This window comes from Pedobacter sp. (genome assembly GCF_035317785.1).
Taxonomy (GTDB): Bacteria; Bacteroidota; Bacteroidia; order Sphingobacteriales; family Sphingobacteriaceae; genus Pedobacter.
On the sequence record NZ_DATHGC010000366.1, the window covers coordinates 1 to 18,644 of the forward strand.

General features: G+C 43.2%; 11 protein-coding genes and 1 pseudogene. 2 read left to right on the forward strand and 10 right to left on the reverse strand.

Annotation, left to right across the window (positions count from 1 at the left end):
• The first annotated feature begins 349 nt into the window (after positions 1 to 349).
• Positions 350 to 3,379 (forward strand): DUF2723 domain-containing protein, encoded by a 3,030-nt coding sequence (locus tag VK541_RS22910; RefSeq protein ID WP_324372902.1) that lies wholly within the window; start codon positions 350 to 352, stop codon positions 3,377 to 3,379.
• A 341-nt stretch (positions 3,380 to 3,720) separates the two neighbouring features.
• On the opposite strand, the gene VK541_RS22915 is transcribed toward VK541_RS22910, so the two are convergent.
• From VK541_RS22915 to VK541_RS22955, 9 genes are all read right to left on the reverse strand, one after another.
• Positions 3,721 to 4,686, reverse strand: coding sequence for an acetyl-CoA carboxylase carboxyltransferase subunit alpha (locus VK541_RS22915; RefSeq protein WP_324372903.1), 966 nt, complete (start codon positions 4,684 to 4,686; stop codon positions 3,721 to 3,723).
• 59 nt (positions 4,687 to 4,745) lie between these two features.
• Positions 4,746 to 5,435 (reverse strand): GDSL-type esterase/lipase family protein, encoded by a 690-nt coding sequence (locus VK541_RS22920; RefSeq protein WP_324372904.1) that lies wholly within the window; start codon positions 5,433 to 5,435, stop codon positions 4,746 to 4,748.
• Positions 5,436 to 5,449: 14 nt separating this feature from the next.
• On the reverse strand, positions 5,450 to 6,808 hold the full coding sequence (gene glpT / locus VK541_RS22925; RefSeq protein ID WP_324372905.1) for a glycerol-3-phosphate transporter: 1,359 nt from the start codon (positions 6,806 to 6,808) through the stop codon (positions 5,450 to 5,452).
• Positions 6,805 to 7,701: a glycerophosphodiester phosphodiesterase family protein gene (locus VK541_RS22930; RefSeq protein ID WP_324372906.1), complete on the reverse strand. Its 897-nt coding sequence runs from the start codon at positions 7,699 to 7,701 to the stop codon at positions 6,805 to 6,807. The genes glpT and VK541_RS22930 overlap by 4 nt, the downstream gene beginning before the upstream one ends.
• Before the next feature lie 19 nt (positions 7,702 to 7,720).
• Entirely contained in the window at positions 7,721 to 9,133 is a 1,413-nt protein-coding gene (locus tag VK541_RS22935) for a calcineurin-like phosphoesterase family protein (protein WP_324372907.1), read from the reverse strand.
• A 91-nt stretch (positions 9,134 to 9,224) separates the two neighbouring features.
• The gene (locus VK541_RS22940) at positions 9,225 to 10,796 is read right to left on the reverse strand and encodes a DUF5689 domain-containing protein (protein ID WP_324372909.1); all 1,572 of its coding nucleotides are present in this window, start codon (positions 10,794 to 10,796) and stop codon (positions 9,225 to 9,227) included.
• A 19-nt stretch (positions 10,797 to 10,815) separates the two neighbouring features.
• On the reverse strand, positions 10,816 to 12,384 hold the full coding sequence (locus VK541_RS22945; protein WP_324372910.1) for a SusD/RagB family nutrient-binding outer membrane lipoprotein: 1,569 nt from the start codon (positions 12,382 to 12,384) through the stop codon (positions 10,816 to 10,818).
• An 11-nt stretch (positions 12,385 to 12,395) separates the two neighbouring features.
• A complete protein-coding gene (locus VK541_RS22950; RefSeq protein ID WP_324372912.1) occupies positions 12,396 to 15,644 on the reverse strand; it encodes a SusC/RagA family TonB-linked outer membrane protein in 3,249 nt (1,082 codons plus the stop codon).
• Between the two features lie 105 nt (positions 15,645 to 15,749).
• Positions 15,750 to 17,366, reverse strand: a complete 1,617-nt coding sequence (locus tag VK541_RS22955; protein WP_324372914.1) for a glycerol-3-phosphate dehydrogenase/oxidase — start codon at positions 17,364 to 17,366, stop codon at positions 15,750 to 15,752.
• Positions 17,367 to 17,567: 201 nt separating this feature from the next.
• Between VK541_RS22955 and VK541_RS22960 the strand changes: the two genes are divergently transcribed.
• Positions 17,568 to 18,293 carry a DeoR/GlpR family DNA-binding transcription regulator gene (locus tag VK541_RS22960; protein WP_324372913.1) on the forward strand — a complete coding sequence of 242 codons (726 nt, stop codon included), beginning with the start codon at positions 17,568 to 17,570 and terminating at the stop codon, positions 18,291 to 18,293.
• A 49-nt stretch (positions 18,294 to 18,342) separates the two neighbouring features.
• Here VK541_RS22960 and VK541_RS22965 read toward each other — a convergent pair.
• Positions 18,343 to 18,644, reverse strand: a pseudogene (locus VK541_RS22965) (aminopeptidase); the annotation flags it as partial.

An 18,644-nucleotide genomic window follows, 5' to 3' on the forward strand; every position in this document is an offset into this window, starting at 1 on the left:
AACTTAAGAAAAGATGGAAACCCAAAAAGTATAAAATAAAAGAAATACAACTTGTATAACTCCGACAGGAATAACAAATTTGCGTGTATAGTCAATTCAAAATTAAATCAGTAACCTGTATAGCTATAATAGGGTAAGACATACCTTTAACCGCAGGACTACCGGAGCAAGTACGCAGAAAGTACGCGGCACCACGGCGCTGTCCCCGCACAGAGGACTATCTGGAACAGTCAGCGTGCTGTCGACGAAAAATTGTTAAACTAGGCATTACTTTACCCGATTATCAATCTTATTCTTTATTTTCGGCAGCAATTAATAGCCTTAATATCAATAACCACTTGAAAACGAAATGAATTATTCGAAGATTAATAACATCACCGGTTGGATTTGCTTTGCAATAGCCACGCTGACTTATATTTTAACATTAGAACCATCAGTTAGTTTTTGGGATTGCGGTGAGTTTATTGCCTCTGCTTTAAAAATGCAGGTGGTGCACCAGCCGGGAGCGCCTTTATTCCTAATGATACAACGCTTTTTCTCGTTATTTGCTTTTGGTGATGTAACCAAAGTAGCGTATTTCATGAATGTGGGTTCAGCAATAGCAAGTGGTGCAACGATCTTATTCCTGTTCTGGACCATCACCGCCCTCGCCAAAAAGGTGCTGATCAAAGAAAATGAAGAAATTAGCAAAGCCAACATGATCAGCATCATGGGTGCCGGCTTAGTGGGTGCCTTAGCTTATACATTTTCAGATAGTTTTTGGTTCTCAGCAGTGGAGTCGGAGGTATACGCACTGTCCTCGTTATTTACTGCAATTGTATTCTGGGCCATCTTAAAATGGGAAGCAGTGGCCAATGAACCGCGTGCTGACAGATGGCTGCTGCTCATCGCCTACATTATGGGTTTGTCCATTGGTATTCACCTGCTCAACTTATTGACCATACCTGCAATAGCATTCGTTTATTATTTCAAAAAGACAAAAAAAGCCACTACCCCTGGTATTTTTAAAACCGGTATCATCGGCGTACTGATCCTTGCTGTAATTCAATACGGCATTATTCAATACCTGGTATCCCTTGGGGCTTACTTCGATCTTTTCTTCGTGAATACCATGGGAATGGGATTCGGGTCAGGCGTTATTTTCTTCGCTATTGTATTGATCGGGGCATTAGTATGGGGCATCAGATACTCTATTAAACATCAGAAAAAGATCCTTAACCTCGCTTTGCTATCTACTGTACTGATCATTTTTGGCTACGGCTCTTTTGCAATGATCATTATCAGGGCCAAGGCAGACCCTAACTTAAATAACAGTGATCCTGACAATGCATTTTCTTTCCTGGGCTATCTGAACAGGGAACAGTATGGTGACAGACCATTGTTATTCGGGCCGAATTATAATTCACAGCCGGTTGAGGTCAAAGAAGGAAAGACTTTGTACAGAAAAGGCACAGATATATACGAAAATGCCGGCAAAAAAAGCGAGTATGTATACGACAGAACTACTCCTTTCCCACGCATGTATAGTGATGATGCAAGGCACGTAGGTTATTATAAGGACATGCTGGGACTGGATGATTCACATTTCCCAACCCTGATAGATAATGTCCGCTTCTTCTTTAGCTATCAGCTTGGGCTCATGTATACGAGGTATTTCTTATGGAACTTTGTGGGCCGGCAAAATGACGACCAGGGACAGGGCAGTGCCTATGAAGGTCAGTGGCTAAGCGGAATAAAACCCATCGACGGTTTACTTTTGGGCAGTCAAAAAAACCTTCCGCCTACAATCGTAGACAGTAAAGCCTACAACAGATTCTTTTTCCTGCCATTGATCATCGGATTACTTGGTGCCATATGGCACTTCAAACGCAATCAGAAGGACGCCGGCATCGTAGCGCTCTTGTTTTTCTTTACAGGCATCGCCATAGTTTTATACCTCAATCAAAAACCGATGGAACCCCGTGAAAGGGATTACGCCTATGCAGGATCCTTTTACGCATTTGCCATATGGATAGGTTTAGGCGTACTGGCACTAAGGGAGTGGCTGAGTAAAAAACTCACACCAGCAAATGGCGCTATCCTCGCTACAGCTGCGGGCCTGCTTGCCGCACCTGTGATCATGGCTGCACAGGGCTGGGATGATCATGACAGGTCAGAAAAAATGGTTGCCCATGACATCGCCGTCGATTACATGCAATCCTGTGCGCCCAATGCCATCTTATTCACCTATGGGGATAACGATACCTACCCGCTTTGGTATATCCAGGAAGTTGAAAACGTAAGACCGGACATCCGTCTGGTAAACTTAAGCTTGTTTGATACGGATTGGTACATTAACGGCATGAAGCGCAGGCAAAATGAATCTGAACCTTTACCGATCAGCATGAAAGAGTCTCAGTATATTCAGGGTGTAAGGGATGTGATGTATTACCAGGATTACAAACTCGCCGGCTCTGTTGAACTGAGCAACATCCTTGCGATATTGCTTTCTGATAATGATGCCGACAAAATAGCCCGTCAGGATGGAAGTAAGGATAATTTTATCCCAACTAAAAACTTCAAGCTTACAGTAAACCGTGAGGACGTACTCAAAAATAATGTTGTCCCTGCAACTGACTCTGCAAAAATTGTCCCTGCTCTGGAATGGACATTCAATAAGAATTATGTGACTAAAGGAACACTTGCTATGCTGGACATTCTGGTGCACAACAACTGGAAGAGGCCGATTTACTTTGCAAGTACAGTTCCTTCAGAACAATATAACGGACTTGACAATTACTTGTATACTGAAGGCCTTGCATTGCGCCTGAGACCCCTTAAGGTAGACACTACCCTCGGCAGATCAGACCTGATCAACACTCCTGTACTTTATGACAACCTGATGAATAAATTCAAATGGGGTAACGTGAATACCGCAAATTACCTGGATACGCAGTCTGCTGATGACATTTCTATATTTACGAATCTTTTCAACACCGCCATGAGTGGATTATTAAAAGAAGGAAAAATTGAAGATGCCAAAAAAGTGGCTGACCGTTATTTTCAGGTAATGCCGGATAGGTTCTATGGAATGAGGTCTACAATGGGTGCTTATTTCATGTCTGAAAATCTGTATGCGATCGGCGATGTGAAAAGGGCAAATCAATTGATCGAAAAATCTGCACTTTACATTAAAAAAGAACTGGACTACCTTGCCGATATCTCAGACAGCAAAAATAAATTTACAGGCGGGCAGAATGTTCAGCTGGGTATGTCATTCTTAAATCAAATGGCAAATATCGCTCAGAAGAACAAGCAAATTAAGCTGAGTAAAGAACTGACAGATGAGTTTAATTATCTGGAAGGCAGGTTTAATAAGTATTTTGCGGCACAACAGTAAGCTCACATTCTGTTCTCCGGCTGCATTATTTCGCTGAAGAAGCTCAAAAACGCTATGCCGGTTCACAGAACACTCGTTTCTAGGCGCTAATGTATGGAGCAGAGAAAGGTAATAAAAAAGGCCCCAGATGTGCATCTGAGGCCTTTTTTATATTATTTATCGCCTACTGTTTGTTTATTGTACTACTTTTCACAATTGGCAGCCAGGTGTACAAACATATTTTCCGGCTTTATTTGCCAACATGCTAGGGTGCTAGAAGCGAGTGTTCTGTGAACCGGCATAGCGTTGGTCCCGATTCTTCATCGGGGCTAAATGCAGCCGGAGAACAGAATGCGAGCTTATTATCCTTCAACAACAACCCCCATTGCACAGAACTTTTCAATTCTGGTCGCAATCATCTTATCTACTTTTTCTTTTTTGAGTATCGCCAGATCCTTCAATATCTGCTCTTTAACTGTTGCCGCCATCGCCTCCGGATTCTGATGCGCACCTCCAAGCGGTTCTTTGACGATTCCGTCAATCAGTTTGTTTTTAAACATATCATCAGAGGTAAGCTTTAAGCATTCGGCCGCCTTCTCTTTATAATCCCAGCTTCTCCATAATATAGATGAACAGGATTCCGGAGAAATGACAGAATACCAGGTATGCTCCAGCATATACACTTTATCCCCAATACCAATTCCCAATGCACCGCCGGAAGCCCCCTCGCCTACTACCAGGCAGATGATCGGCACCTTTAATATTGACATTTCCAGCAGATTCCTGGCAATGGCTTCTCCCTGTCCGCGTTCTTCAGCTTCCAGTCCGGGATAAGCACCCATGGTATCTATGAAGGAAATGACAGGCTTGTTAAATTTCTCTGCAAGTCTCATGAGGCGCAGCGCCTTCCTGTATCCTTCCGGATTGGCCATTCCAAAATTACGGTACTGCCTTTCTTTAGTATTCTTACCTTTTTGGTGACCAATGATCATCACAGTTTGCCCGTCAATGGTGGCAAAACCTCCAATGATCGCTTTATCGTCCTTCACCGTCCTGTCTCCATGCATCTCAATGAAATCGTCACAGATCATACTGATGTAATCCAGCGTCTGCGGCCTTTCAGCATGGCGTGACATTTGAACTTTTTGCCAGCCTGTAAGATTAGTGTAGAGACCTTGACGGGTTTCTTCAAGCTTCTCTTCAAGCTCTGTTATTGTAGCAGACATATCTACTTTTGTTTTATCGGCAACCTGTTTTACCTTTTCGATTTGCTGAACAAGTTCAGCTAAAGGCTTTTCAAAATCAAATGATGTTTTTATCTGTTCCATAAGCGGGCTGTAAAAATAGGAATTTTCTTTATCATTTTACGTCCGGGCAATATTTTCTATTACCTAAGGTATCCGCCGCTCCTCAGGATTTCAGACCACAGCTGATAACCTTCCGGAATCAAATGCAATCCGTCTTTTGTTAAACTGGCTTTTAAGTGCTTATTTTCGTCTAAAAACTTAGGATAAAGATCAATAATGGTCACTCTTTTGGCGCTAAGCTTTCTGATCTGATCGTTCAGCCACAGGATATGCTCATCCTTCTCATAATGGTTCTTAAACTTTCCAAAACTGCTGTTTACAGGCAGCAGGGTATAAAAGTAGAGCTGTGTACGCTTCGAACCAGACCTGATCCTATCTATGATCCGTTTGTAATTTCTCAGGATCAGGCTATCAGGAATGTTTCTTGAAATGTCATTGATGCCTATCAAAACAAAGACTTTAGCCGGCTTGCCCACTATTACCTCGTCCAGCCTTTCCAAGACACCAAAGGTAATGTCCCCGGAAATACCCCTGTTCTTTGCGCTGGGGAGGTTTAAAAGCTTGGCCCAGTCAGTCCCCGCCGTAATGCTGTTGCCTAAAAAAACAATGTCTTTTTTTGACTTTGTTTCACCCATAAATTTACTGACCTGCTCCTTATATTTCCCAGGCCTGTAAGTACTGTCCCATTTTATTTCCTGCGCATTTGTATAACCAAAAGCAGATAGTTGCAGAATAAATACGAATAAAACTCTCTTAAAAGGCATTTTCATAAAACTTCAATTAGTTAGTGAGACAATGGCGTTAAATTAGCTAAATTTTTCTTTTCTCTGCCCCATGTAAATGCGGTAAAGAAAATAGCCAAAAGACATGAAATGGCGATTGCCATGAAACAGGCGTCCCAGCCACTTCTATCCACCAGGCTACCCAACGCTGCATTCGCCAGCAAATCTCCGATGAAATAGCCAAACAAACCGGTTAAACCAGCGGCTGTTCCCGCAGCTTTTTTAGGGACAAGGTCTATGGCCTGTACGCCAATTAACATTACAGGTCCGTAGATAAAAAAGCCGATTGTCCACAGGGAAACATTTTGTATGGTGTGACTTTCACCGGAATTTTTCCAGTAGACCAATACGCCCAGAAAAGTCACGGCCATATAAATGATCGTTACGGGCGCTCTTCTGCCTTTAAACAATTTGTCACTGATCACACCACAAAGAATCGTTCCGGGTATGGCAGCCAATTCGTAGCCACCCGACGCCCATGCTGCTTCCGATTGAGAGTAACCCTTTGCTTCCTGTAAAAAAGTAGGCGCCCAGTTTATAATGCCATTCCGCACCAGGTAAACAAAAGCATTCGCGACTGCGATGTACCAAAGTAACCTGTTATTCAACACATATTTCAGAAAAATCTCTTTAGCGGAGAACTCCTGCTCCTGTGTTTTTGCGTTATAGCTCTTAGGATAGTCATTGTTATATTCTTCAATTGGGGGTAAACCGACCGACTGCGGTGTGTCTCTAACAAAAAACAAGGCTATGAGTGCAAATAAAATGGCCACCATACCCGGAAAATATAACTTAGCATGCCAATTCGCAAAAAGCTCAAAACCAAGCACCGTTAACGGACCAACCAGAAAACCGCCAAGGTTATGCGCCAAATTCCAGATGGACATTGCCGTTCCTCTTTCCCTGACCGAGTACCAATGTGCTACAACTCTACCGCAAGGTGGCCATCCCATTCCCTGAAACCATCCGTTAATGAACAGCAAAATAAACATGATGGTAATAGACGAGGTTGCAAAAGGGACTAAACCCATAAAAATCATGGTAAAAGCAGACAGCACTAAGCCTATTGACAGGAAATACCTTGCATTACTTCTGTCAGATATATTGCCCATCAGGAATTTACTAAACCCGTAGGCGATGGAAAGTGCAGAGGCTGCCAGGCCAAGCTCACCTTTGCTAAATCCAAGCTTTTGAAGTTCTGGTATGGCGAAAGAGAAGTTTTTACGCACAAAATAGTAAGCCGCATAGCCTAGAAAAATACCCAGAAAGACCTTTAAGCGTTGCGTTTTATATTGCCTGTCTACTTCATGTTTAGGCAATAATGGCCGGTGTGCAGCAGGAGGCGGAAAAATACTTCTCATAAAAGATTCGGGTAATCTGAGATGATACCATCTACCTTTAATGACTTTAAGCGCTCAATATCTGCTTTAGTATTTGGTGTCCATGGAATTACTTTAACATTTCGCTCGTGACATTTCCTGACCAGTTCCTCATTGACCATTTTATATTCAGTACTCAGGATGAAAGGATCAAAACCAAGATCACTCAGGTTTTCTTCCACAGTCTTCTGATTACTTACCAAAAAAGATGTCCTGACATTTGGATATTTCTTATGCAGAATCTGTAAAGTTCTTTTATCAAAAGATTGGATGACTACAAAAGGTCTGATCCCTTTTTTTTCAATCACATCCATTAAAAGTTTGACAAAGGTCTCAGGATCCGGATTGGTAACGCCGTCGCCCTTGGGGCTGCATTTGGTTTCGATGTTGTAAAACATCTGCTTTTTACTCTTGGTATAGATCTGCACTGAATCAATCAGGTCAGCCAAACGCGGAATGTAAGTTTTTATTTTTTTCTGCTCAGGGAAACCTGCGAGCGGCTTGGTACCGAGATCAAAAGTTTTCAATAAAGCATAATCCATTTGGTAAACGGCATATTTTTTTGAATCAGCCGCCGGTATTTCCTTACCCTCGGGAGTCAGCATAAAACCAGGGCTCAGATAATCGTCATGGGTAACCACCACTTCTCCGTCTTTGGTAATATGCGTATCCATTTCCAGGGTGGTGATGCCAATATCCACCGCGTTTTTCATGGCAATGATGGTATTTTCAGGCATTAATCCCCTGCCGCCCCTATGGCCTTCGGTGCTGAACGCCGGAAATTTTGCAACAGCAGCCGGATTCGCTTTATTTATAGTTTTGCACGCAGTCAAGCCTGCCAGGGCCAGCGCGGCCACGCCAATTAAATTCTTCATCTGTTACTCAGTTTAATCATTAAGCATCTATAGTTGATGTATACTTCTCTCCGAAACGATCTGTGGCAATTACTTTGATTTTTTTAGGCCCGGGTTTGAAATGTGCCACAAACAAGTGGTCTATCTTTTTTGGTTCCGCAAAAGACCTGGTGACCGGCATCTTATCTCCTTTATAGAGTTCTACTGCTAAAGGGTCAAAACCCTTCTGCTGTTCAAGTATTCCCATAGGCTTATCGTCGAGAAAATATTCTACTTTCCATTCCGGATCCCAGTTCCACACATTTGCAATTATTCTTTTCTGGTCCGTCAGTGTATCTACATAGACACTGATCTGTCTGGTCCTCTCAAACCCTGTTGATTTATAATACCATTTCAGCTCAGTGCTGTCCACCTCATATACACCATATCCTCTTGGCGTACCGTCTTCGCAGATCGGCCCGGTCCACCATGCACCACAAACGGTCCCATGATTGTGTTCATAAATCCCGTTTGTAATCTTATTGACGTTATAGTGCGTATGACCAGACATGATGTGTACGTTTTTAAAGCCCGTCAGCAAAGCATACAAAGCGCTGTTGTTTTTAACAGCATTGTGAACCGGAATGTGCAGGTTAATGATCAGCAGCTGATCTTTTCCCACATGCCTCAGGTCCTTTTCCAGCCAGCTGAGCTGGTCTTCGGTGATATAGCCATCGTAAGTGCGCTCTACACCAAGGTACCTTACGTCATCCAAAACCACATAGTGCGCTTTACCCCGGTTAAAAGAATAATAGGTCGGGCCATAGGTGGCTTTAAAAGTTTTGTCAGAAGTCTCATCACCACCTTGCCTGTAATCCATATCATGATTACCCAAAGCCTGGAAAAAAGGTATGCCCATTTTTGCTACTGCTTCGTTGTAATCGGGAAACAGGGCATGGTTGTCCCACACGATGTCACCAACGCAGATGCCATGTACCAAAGCTTTGGGTCCCAGCGTCCGGACCAGCTCCTGTACATCGGGAACCGCAGTGTCCATCATCTGTTTTACATCTTTTTTGTTTTTGACCTGCGGGTCTGCCCATATGATAAAATGGTGCTTGCTGTCGTCTTTTTTCAGCCGGGTAAGGGCAAAATCATATTGGTTGCGGCTGCCCAGTGTTTCATATTGACGGGTGATGTTATAGTCGGTCTTAAATTCATAACCGGCCGGTGTACTCATAAATATATTGGTAGCTTTCGCATCCGGAGTAATGGTATAGTTTCCTTTTGCATCAGTAACGACAACCGAATACCCATCAGAAATCACTACGTTTGACACCCCTCTTTTACCATCTGTTACACTGCCTTTTATAGTATCGTTTCTCTTCAGACCTGAGAAAGCGTTGCTTTGCAGACTAATAAATGCACCTCCGGTAATGAGACCGGCTTTCTGTATGAAAGATCTTCTGTTCATTGCAATTGTGATTTCAATATTATAGTGCGTTTATTTATTTGGGACTCAAAGGCTGGTAGCTGAACCAGCCTTTGAGTTATTCTGTATTATACTAGTTTTCTAACAGCGTGATATTCGTGCCTGTTTCCAGCTCTGACACCGGCATGGTAAGTGACATGGTTACATTAGACAGTGTTCTTCCTATCCTCCATCTGCCGGATTTAGCATCATACACACCGCCCAGACGCACAAAACTACCTCCCGTTGGATTGGCCTGAGTGATTTGAAAACCTAATCTATTTGTATTACTGCCAGCACCGTAAAAAAGTTGTGATGACCTTGAAGATGGATTAATTGTACTATAATAATCCGTATTTGTAATCCTATAGCCTACCTCAGGTGGCCCCGCAGCATAAACATTTCCCGAATTGGCATTAGATCCCCCATACATCATTACGTCCATTGGAATTGAGTTTGCGGTAACGCCAGTTCCCTCAAAAACAGCTATACCCGCAATGTTGCCGCTATTTGCCAATAGATTGGCTGTTCCTGTTCCGAAATCGGCACCTGCATTACTGGTATAATTAACCGAGGCTATCCATTTGGCAGCAACCATACTTGTTGAATTAGATCCCCATATCAATTTATTAGATCCTCCCACATAGAAAAATTCTCCTTTTCTTACTGTTCCTGACGTTAAATTAATCTTATATGTTCTTACTCCACCGATAGCCCAGCCATTTGCCGGAGCTAAGTTCGCAGAACCAGCATTATTGGTCGTGACTACAGAGAAAGGTGTTGCAGAGAAATCTATATCCTTGGTTGCCATGAATTGAATATATTCGTTTTGTGCTGTAGCTGAAGCATCTGTTCCCGGCGGATCAGGCAAGTAACCAGTAATGATTACCGGCGATGGCTTTATTAACGGTAATTCAAAAGCATCATCGGCAGTACGCATCCATAAATATGGCTGGGCCTGGTTGTTTTGGTACCTGAAATAAACTACGCCTGTAAAATTAGCACTAGGCGGCAGCTGATCACCTGCAAAAGCGGCGGAAGCTTCCGTATGCAATATAGCTTTTCCAAAACCATCATTGATCGTTTTATCGCCTGCAAAAGTCTCTCCTTGCGCAGGCTCGGGCTCAACTACCGTATTACTAATGGTAAGTAAAGTATTTTCGTAATTACCAGGTGCAGTCAATAGTTTACCCAGGTTTACCACAGGTATTTTAATCGTCTTGCCCGATGCCACTTTGTTTATTGCCGAGCCAGCTACTCCTGTAATCTGTAATACACCGTCAACGCGTTTTAAAACACCACCTTCTACTTTAATATGTACAGAATCACCCACCATATACTTGGATGCATCTGCCCCGATATTGAGAGCCATACCACGAATTGAGTCTATGCCATTACCTACTATCCTCGAATTTTGAAGAACCAGCAATCCCACAGGTGTATTGCCCGATGTAAAATCGGATATGACAACTCCTTTAATCGAGGTGGCACCTTTCATGACATCCGCTGTAAGCGTCAAATCTGCTTCTTTGTACGACTTCTTGAGGTCAAAATTGGAGATAAATGGACTTATCGTACCCGAGACATAGTCGCTATCTTTTTTACAGCTTAGCACTGTACTTACAGCAACAGCAGCTAAACATATATATTTTAATGTCTTTTTCATAATCATTACATATTATTAATTAAGGCTTTTGCCACCAAACTTGAGTACTTATTACATCCGGTCCCTGAGCTGCCACAGCATTTCTATAATTCGTTGGATTTGTTGATTGAGTAATCGTTGGATAAAATAACCTCGCAGGAATTACCCCTCCGTTAAGTAAACCAGGTCCTTTTGTTAAGAAAGGATAAGAAGTACGGCGGTATTCAAACCATTGTTGAAAATCGACAAGAAACAAAGCGTAGTACTTTTGCTGATGTATCAGCAGCATTTTGCTGATGGCACCGGCGTTTGCACTTTGTAAAGGGAAGGAATTGTCCCACTCGATATCAGCAGCACCCGTGTAAGCCGCCACTGCCGGATCGGAAGCTCCGCCGGTCATAACGTTAGGCAGCCAATAATTGATTGCATCAGCAACCCCCTTATAATAATAGGTCCCCGCATCACCACTGATCCATCCTTTAGCAGCTGCTTCTGCCAAAATAAAATCAACCTCAGCACAGTTCATGATGATACCGGTATACCTGTCCGTTTGCAGATTAATTGCAACGTTATCGCTTGAAGAATAAAACCGTGACTCTTTGGCTGGCTCATTACCCGGGTTATAACCGCTTGGCACACCGGCAAAGCCGCTGGCTCCCGGCCTGATCCCAAATCTATTGATTCCGCTCGCACCATATGATGGAAGAATACGGGGATCACCCCACACCACCAGGTTATTGATGAAAAATTCGCCTATAGCTGGTACGTAAAAATCATTAGCACGTACACTGGCCATATATGGAGATGTATATAGCGCTGTACTGACATTTGAACCCGTCCATAACAATTTAGCCGTATGCTGATTGTTTTCCATCACAGGATAATTGCCCGGGTTAGTATCAACCATTTCTTTTATTTTGGCAATGACAGTAGACGACACTTCAGATTTTCCCGAAACACGTAGCAATAATCTTAAATATAATGAATTACCCAACCGACGCCATTTAGCTACATCTCCATTATATATAGGATCGCTTGTTGCAACAATGGCAGTACCATCTTTAAGCAGATTGTTTGCCTGCTCCAGCTTATCGAACATCCCTAAATAGATGTCTCTTTGTTTGTCAAAAACTGGTTGCAAATTACCGTCCCGTCCGTCATTAGCTTCTGAATATGGCACATCACCATAGGTGTCAGTCAGCAACGAATATACCCAGGACTGAAGAATAAGCGAGATGCCCTGATATGATTTATTTAATTTTTCAGGCTCACTGGCTATGGTATGCATATCTGCGATATTAGTCAGGTTCACATACCAGCTATTCCAGGTATTATCAGCCGCATTGCGTCTGATATCATATCTGAAGGTCTTACCCTCTGCATCACCCAGGTCTACAGTTACTTGCATCAGTTCATTATTAAAGTTACGGTTACGCAACATATTGGTTGACATCAGATTTACCAATGTAGGGGCCATCAACTGGTGCGCTTCAACTGTACTTTTACCCAGCGGATCTGTATTCACTTCATTAAAATCTTTTGTACAAGAAGTTGTAAAGCCGAATCCTGCTAAAAGTATATATGCAATCGTATTTTTATTCCTTTTCATTTCTATAATAATTAAATGCCCATCACTAAACGTATGCCATAAGTTCGGGTAGAAGGCAACTGCCCGGTCTCAAAACCCTGCTGGATATCAGACCCCGCCAAAGTTCCAAACTCAGGATCAAATGCCGGCCAGGGCGACCATATAAATAAATTACGTCCGTAAACTCCTAATGTTAATTTACTAATGCCTATCCCTTGTAACAATCTCTTACTAAAAGCATAAGTAAGGTTAGCTTCTCTGAATTTAAGATAGTCGGTACTGAAAATACTTCCCTCTGCCTGATTATAATATAAAGAGTTATAATAACCTTCAACATCGGTAGCTATTACATCATTTGGACGATACGTACCGTTACCGTTATCTACCACTCCATTGCCGATAATACCATTGTACCTGCCCGGCAGAGTTACCGCTGATTTACCGAGCGATGCCATTCTGGCAAAAGTAAACGAGTGCCCTACTGCACCAAGCTGGGCGTCAAATAAGGCATTCATGCTCAATTGCTTATAGGTAAAACCCGTACCGAAGCTGAATCTAAATTTAGGGAGGGTGTTTCCCAAGTACTGAATATCAGCATTAGATTTGGCAACTCCTGTATTGCTGTCGAAAATGATCTGTCCATCAGGAGAACGTAAAAACCCCGTTCCATACAAATCTCCCATACTTCCGCCTACCATAGCTACGATCTGTCCGGAGTTACCAAATCCACCGGTACGCAATACGACTGAACTGTCAGCCAGTTCCTTTATTTTATTACGGTTGGCCGTGAATGTACCGTTCAGTGTCCAGGTAAAGTTCTTTGACTTTACAGGGGTACCGTTCACGGCTAATTCAACGCCCTTATTATCTACGCGACCCACATTAAAAACCCCAACATTATATCCGGTTGATCTGTCAATGATACGGCTAAGTATTTGATTCTTTGTATTGCCTGCATATACAGCCAAATCAAAGTTTAAACGGCTTTTAAATAATTTCACATCTAAACCCAATTCAACCGTTGTGGTAATTAAAGGCTTCAGGTCCGGATTCGGCAAGACATTGGGGTTGGTCATTGCACTATCAGGATACACCCCATTTGCGGCAGGCAAATAGTTATAGGCAGTACGATAAGGAGTGGTGCTACCACTACCTACCTGTGCAAGCGATGCTCTGAATTTTGCAAAGCTAACAGCGCTCGGAAGCTTCCAGTAATCTGAGGCTACAAAAGCCAAACTCGCCGATGGATAGAAGAAACCAACATTATCTTTCCTGGTTAAAGTAGCCAGGGTACTATTCCAATCCTGACGGGCTGTTAAATCTAAAAATAGATAATCTTTATAAGAAAACGATGTTGCTGCATAAAAACTGTTTATCCTGAAACGTGCTGTATCCGGAACATAAACCAACTTATTAATGGCATTATCCAAATTATAAACACCGGGAACCTTAAGCCCGTCAGCGCGCCTTTCCAGTCTATCATATTCGTTACGCATTTGACTGCCCCCAACGCTTGCCGCCATGTGAAAGTCTTTATTGAACTTCTTCTCATATTTCAGCATAAAGTCAGCGTTGATTTCATAAGAACTAATATCTGCTGTGCGGAATGAGCCTTGAGCAAAGGTTCCGCCCGAAGAAGTATCCCATGGGCGCTTGGTTTCACGGATATCTTTATTGTAATCAGCAGAAGCACGTAACATCAAACTTAATTCGTTTGTGAACTTATAGTTAGCTTGTAAGTTACCCAACCAACCGTTACGTCTTTGAGCATTCAAATACTGCTCAGATATTGCATAAGGACCTTCTGGAAAAGATGTAGTCAGGTTCACAAACTGGCGGTCTACCATGCCCGGTGCCCAATAATCCCTATACCAATCGGTATTGATATTTGGTTGTGCAAATATAAACCAGTACATTAAAGATTGATTACCGTACCCAGTTGTTGGTAAATTATCGCTATACCTGTTGCTATATTGGGCTTTTAAATTTATACTTAATTTTTTGGTCAGACTGGCATTGGCATTCAACGAAACATTTGTTCTGTCCAGACCTGTATTTGGCACAATCCATTCATTCTCGCCATGATTTGCCGACAAACGTAATCCGACGTTTTTGTAAGTGCCGTCTAAAGCCACAGAATTAGTTGACTCGAAACCCGTGACGAAAAATGCATCCACCGGATCTCCGTAACCCACCCAGGGTGTTTTGTTAACGCCTCTTGCCTTAGTAGCAGGATCGTACTGATAAAACATATAACCATCTGAGAATGCCGGACCATAAGCAGTACTCACAGCTCCTGTTCCAAACTGATAACTGGTAGTACCATCTGCACCTAGTCCGTATTCATTCTGTCTTTCCGGACCACGGTTAACTTCTTCCCAGGCACTGTTAGAGGTAAAAGTAATGCCCAGCTTCTTTCTGTTTTTACTAGCAGATTTTGTGGTGATTATTATTGCACCATTAGCTCCCCTTTGGCCGTAAAGAGCAGCGGCGGCTGGCCCTTTCAACACGGTAACACTCTCTATGTCATCAGAATTTAAGTCGTTTAAACCACTGCCAAAATCTACTGGCATGATATCGCCTGATGTTCCATAAACTCCTCCGCCCGTAGCTGCAGTTCGCCTGGAGCTACTGCTTGCCACTACCCCATCTATTACGATCAACGCCTCATTATCACCAGTAAGATTATTCTCACCTCTTAGAATGATTTTGTTCGAAGCTGCCGGCCCGCTATTACGTACTAGGTTTAAACCCGCAACTTTGCCGGAAAGTGCATCCGTCCAGTTGGAAGCAACTGCATTAGTCAACTGCGTACTGTCAACCTTAGTTATCGCATAACCCAGCGATTTCTCTTCACGCCTTATACCTAAAGCCGTTACGACTACTTCATTCAATTCATTATTTGCAGCGTTTAGCCTGATGTTTACATTACCTTGATTGTCTGCGGCCATGTGCTTTACAACTTTATAACCCACCATATTAAAGGACAGTTCCGTTCCTTTCTCTGCGATAACCGTAAAGTTTCCATCAGCATTGGTAACGCCCAATACTTTGCGCTGATTGTCTGTAATGGTAACTCCGGGCAAAGGCTGATTGTCAGCAGCATCTCTTACCGTTCCCTTTACTGTAACCCTCTCCTGAAACGCAACATTACCCATGGCTACAACCGGCGCGGCCTCAAGTAATTGGGGCGACTGCGTAAAGGCTAACGCACATGCAAAAAACACGTACCTGGAGACTCTCTTCGCCCGCATGTGATTGGTAAAATTTTCTCTCATCATACTATTTATTTATTTGGTTTTTTTGGTTCCTTCGCATTGCGGCATTTCGTTTCATTTCGTTTTTTATTTTTCCGCAAATATCTAATTTGTAGTATTAAGCTATTGTTATGTCTCCGTTAAATTGGTCTTCTCTGAATAATGGCCGATCTCATCACCATCACTTAACAACAGGTATTGTTTGACCAAACTTGTAAAAGTGCCGATCTGCGCATCAATCCACTGATCATCCTGACCCAGCTCGCCTGCCATTATAGCTGCAACTGCCGGCACCATTTTTAAGGCAGCCCTTGCATCAAGAAAGAGCAGGCGCATTCTCCTGGAGATCACATCCTCAACAGTCCGCGCCATTTCATTTCTCACCATCCAGACCACCTCAGCCTTCACATAACCATATTCAGGGTGGACCCTGGCGTCCAATCCAAATTCCGATTCCATCAGTTCTTTCACACCGGCAGCATCGGACCCATACAAAGCCAGGGACCCCGTTTGCATTTCCGGCATATATCCATGGATTTTAACATCCGCAGTGACACATTTTTCCTTTTTCAGTTTACCCAGCGCTATGGCCTGATCAACCACATCCATAGCCATTTTCCTGTAGGTAGTCCATTTACCGCCTATTATGGTAATTAAGCCGGACTGGCTGACGATCAGCTTATGGCTTCTTGAGATTTCCTTAGTGCTGTTGGTATTTTTTTGCGGAGCAGCGAGTGGCCTTAAACCGGCAAAGGCCGAAAGCACATCCGCCCGCGCTGGTTTTTTGGCCAGATAATTCCCTGCAGTCTCCAATATAAATTCGATCTCGTTTTCCAGTGGCCGGGGCTCCAGACTATGTTCATCCAAAGGCGTATCAGTAGTTCCTACCAGTACTTTTCCATGCCATGGAACTGCAAACAGCACCCGTCCATCTGAAGTCTTTGGAATCATCAGCGCACTGTCACCCCGCAGGAATGATTGATCGAGTACAATATGAGCACCCTGGCTTGGCCTTACAATTGGCCTGCTCGCAGGAGTATCCATTTTCAATATATCATCAACAAATACGCCGGTCGCATTTACAATGACTTTTGCCTGTAGCTGATAGCCTTTGCCGCTTTCCATATCAACGGCACTCAGCCCGTCAACTTCTCCGTTATTCTTGGTAAGACCGGTCACTTTCATATAATTTAACAGGACGCCATCATATTCTGACGCAGTTTGCGCAAGATTCAAAGCAAGGCGCGCATCATCAAACTGCCCGTCACTATAACTTACCCCGCCCATCAGGCTTCCCCGTTTCAGGCCCGGTATTGCGCTGAGAACCTTATCCGCAGAAAGCAGGGACGAACCCTTAAAGCCACTTTTACCGGCCAGCAGATCATAAAGCTTCAGGCCGATTAAATATTTAATTTTTGAAAACCAAGAGTAGCAGGGAATTATAAATTCCTGGTCTTTTACCAGGTGCGGTGCATTTTTCAGCAACAAACCACGTTCATGAAGGGCTTCGTAAACCAATGCGACATCGCCCTGGGCCAGGTACCTCACACCGCCGTGTACCAGTTTCGTGCTTCTGCTTGAAGTACCTTTAGCAAAGTCGGATTGCTCCAGGAGAAGCGTCTTGTATCCGCGTGAAGCGGCGTCTACCGCAGTACCTAAACCCGTAGCGCCGCCGCCGATAATGATGATGTCCCAATTCGCCTGTTCCTCTATTCTCGTTATAAATATGTCCCTGTCAAATATCATTTCGTTTGTTTTCAATACAACCCATATGCAATTTCATAAACTTTCGTTTACAATCAAATAAACAACAAAACGAAACTAAACATAATTTTTATATAATGAAAACAAAATATTTAATAATTTTACAGCAGGCAATTTTGGCCTTAAACCTACTCCCTTCTTTAAAATATTTACTATATTACTACCTGCAAATATTTAAGCTAAATGATTAGTATAGCCGAAAGACATCAATATATTTTAAATAAGATCCAGGCAAACGGGTCCCTGGACGTTCAGGGCTTATGTAAAGAATTAGATGTTTCATCTGTTACAATCCGTAAGGATCTGAAACTTCTCGAAGACAAAAACCTGCTTTACAGAACACACGGTGGCGCAACCCTCAATAATCCTTATACCGTCGACCGCCCTGTGAATGAAAAAGAACACCTTCAGTCCGACGAAAAAATGAGGATCGGAGCTTTAGGAGCAGAACTGATAGAAGACAACGATTCAGTCATTATTGCGTCAGGAACTACTGTTCTTGCGCTGGCCAGATGTATCAGACCCAAAGGAAACCTGACGGTGATTACCTCTGCACTCAATGTCGCGCTCGAACTCGTGCACAATAGCGCTATCGAAGTGATACAGCTTGGAGGGTTGCTGAGACGAAGCTCTTCCTCAGTTACAGGCCCCTATTCGGACAATGTGCTGAGCAATGTCTTTTGCAGCAAGCTTTTTCTGGGAGTAGACGGAATTGACCTCGAATTTGGGCTAACCACAACAAATGCATTTGAAGCACACCTAAACAGACAAATGATCGCTTCTTCGCAAAAGATAATTGTGCTTGCCGATTCTACGAAGTTTGGCAAACGGGGTTTTGGCAAAATCTGTGGCATTGAGGAAGTTGACCATATCATCACTGACGAGGGCGTATCTGATCATACCATTTAAACACTGGAAGGTCTCGGGATTAAAATTGCTATAATTTAAGGTGCGCCTTTTACCATCGCCACTCACCGGCAATTTTTAATGGAACTTCCAGGTTGTTTTCCTGCAGGAAGGTTTTTAACATGGCTTCATTTTGCCGGCTAGCCGGAAGCGATGGAGTGGCTGCTAAAGCGTAAGCCAGCATCGCGCCGTATCTGACCGTATTCTTTAAACCCTGTTCATCAACCAGCTTAAAAACATCACCATCGGAATGATAGTATGGGGCCGAATTGTTCGGAAGCTGCCCACCGGTTCCCCCGCCTATCGGGATACCCTGAAGCATGAACGGCTGGTGGTCACTATGCATCCATGCGC

Bases quoted from the DNA above. Each gene is read 5' to 3' on its own strand.
- VK541_RS22910 (WP_324372902.1), top strand. From the start codon at position 350: ATGAATTATTCGAAGATTAATAACATCACCGGTTGGATTTGCTTTGCA.
- VK541_RS22915 (WP_324372903.1), bottom strand. From the start codon at position 4,686: ATGGAACAGATAAAAACATCATTTGATTTTGAAAAGCCTTTAGCTGAA.
- VK541_RS22920 (WP_324372904.1), bottom strand. From the start codon at position 5,435: ATGAAAATGCCTTTTAAGAGAGTTTTATTCGTATTTATTCTGCAACTA.
- glpT (WP_324372905.1), bottom strand. From the start codon at position 6,808: ATGAGAAGTATTTTTCCGCCTCCTGCTGCACACCGGCCATTATTGCCT.
- VK541_RS22930 (WP_324372906.1), bottom strand. From the start codon at position 7,701: ATGAAGAATTTAATTGGCGTGGCCGCGCTGGCCCTGGCAGGCTTGACT.
- VK541_RS22935 (WP_324372907.1), bottom strand. From the start codon at position 9,133: ATGAACAGAAGATCTTTCATACAGAAAGCCGGTCTCATTACCGGAGGT.
- VK541_RS22940 (WP_324372909.1), bottom strand. From the start codon at position 10,796: ATGAAAAAGACATTAAAATATATATGTTTAGCTGCTGTTGCTGTAAGT.
- VK541_RS22945 (WP_324372910.1), bottom strand. From the start codon at position 12,384: ATGAAAAGGAATAAAAATACGATTGCATATATACTTTTAGCAGGATTC.
- VK541_RS22950 (WP_324372912.1), bottom strand. From the start codon at position 15,644: ATGATGAGAGAAAATTTTACCAATCACATGCGGGCGAAGAGAGTCTCC.
- VK541_RS22955 (WP_324372914.1), bottom strand. From the start codon at position 17,366: ATGATATTTGACAGGGACATATTTATAACGAGAATAGAGGAACAGGCG.
- VK541_RS22960 (WP_324372913.1), top strand. From the start codon at position 17,568: ATGATTAGTATAGCCGAAAGACATCAATATATTTTAAATAAGATCCAG.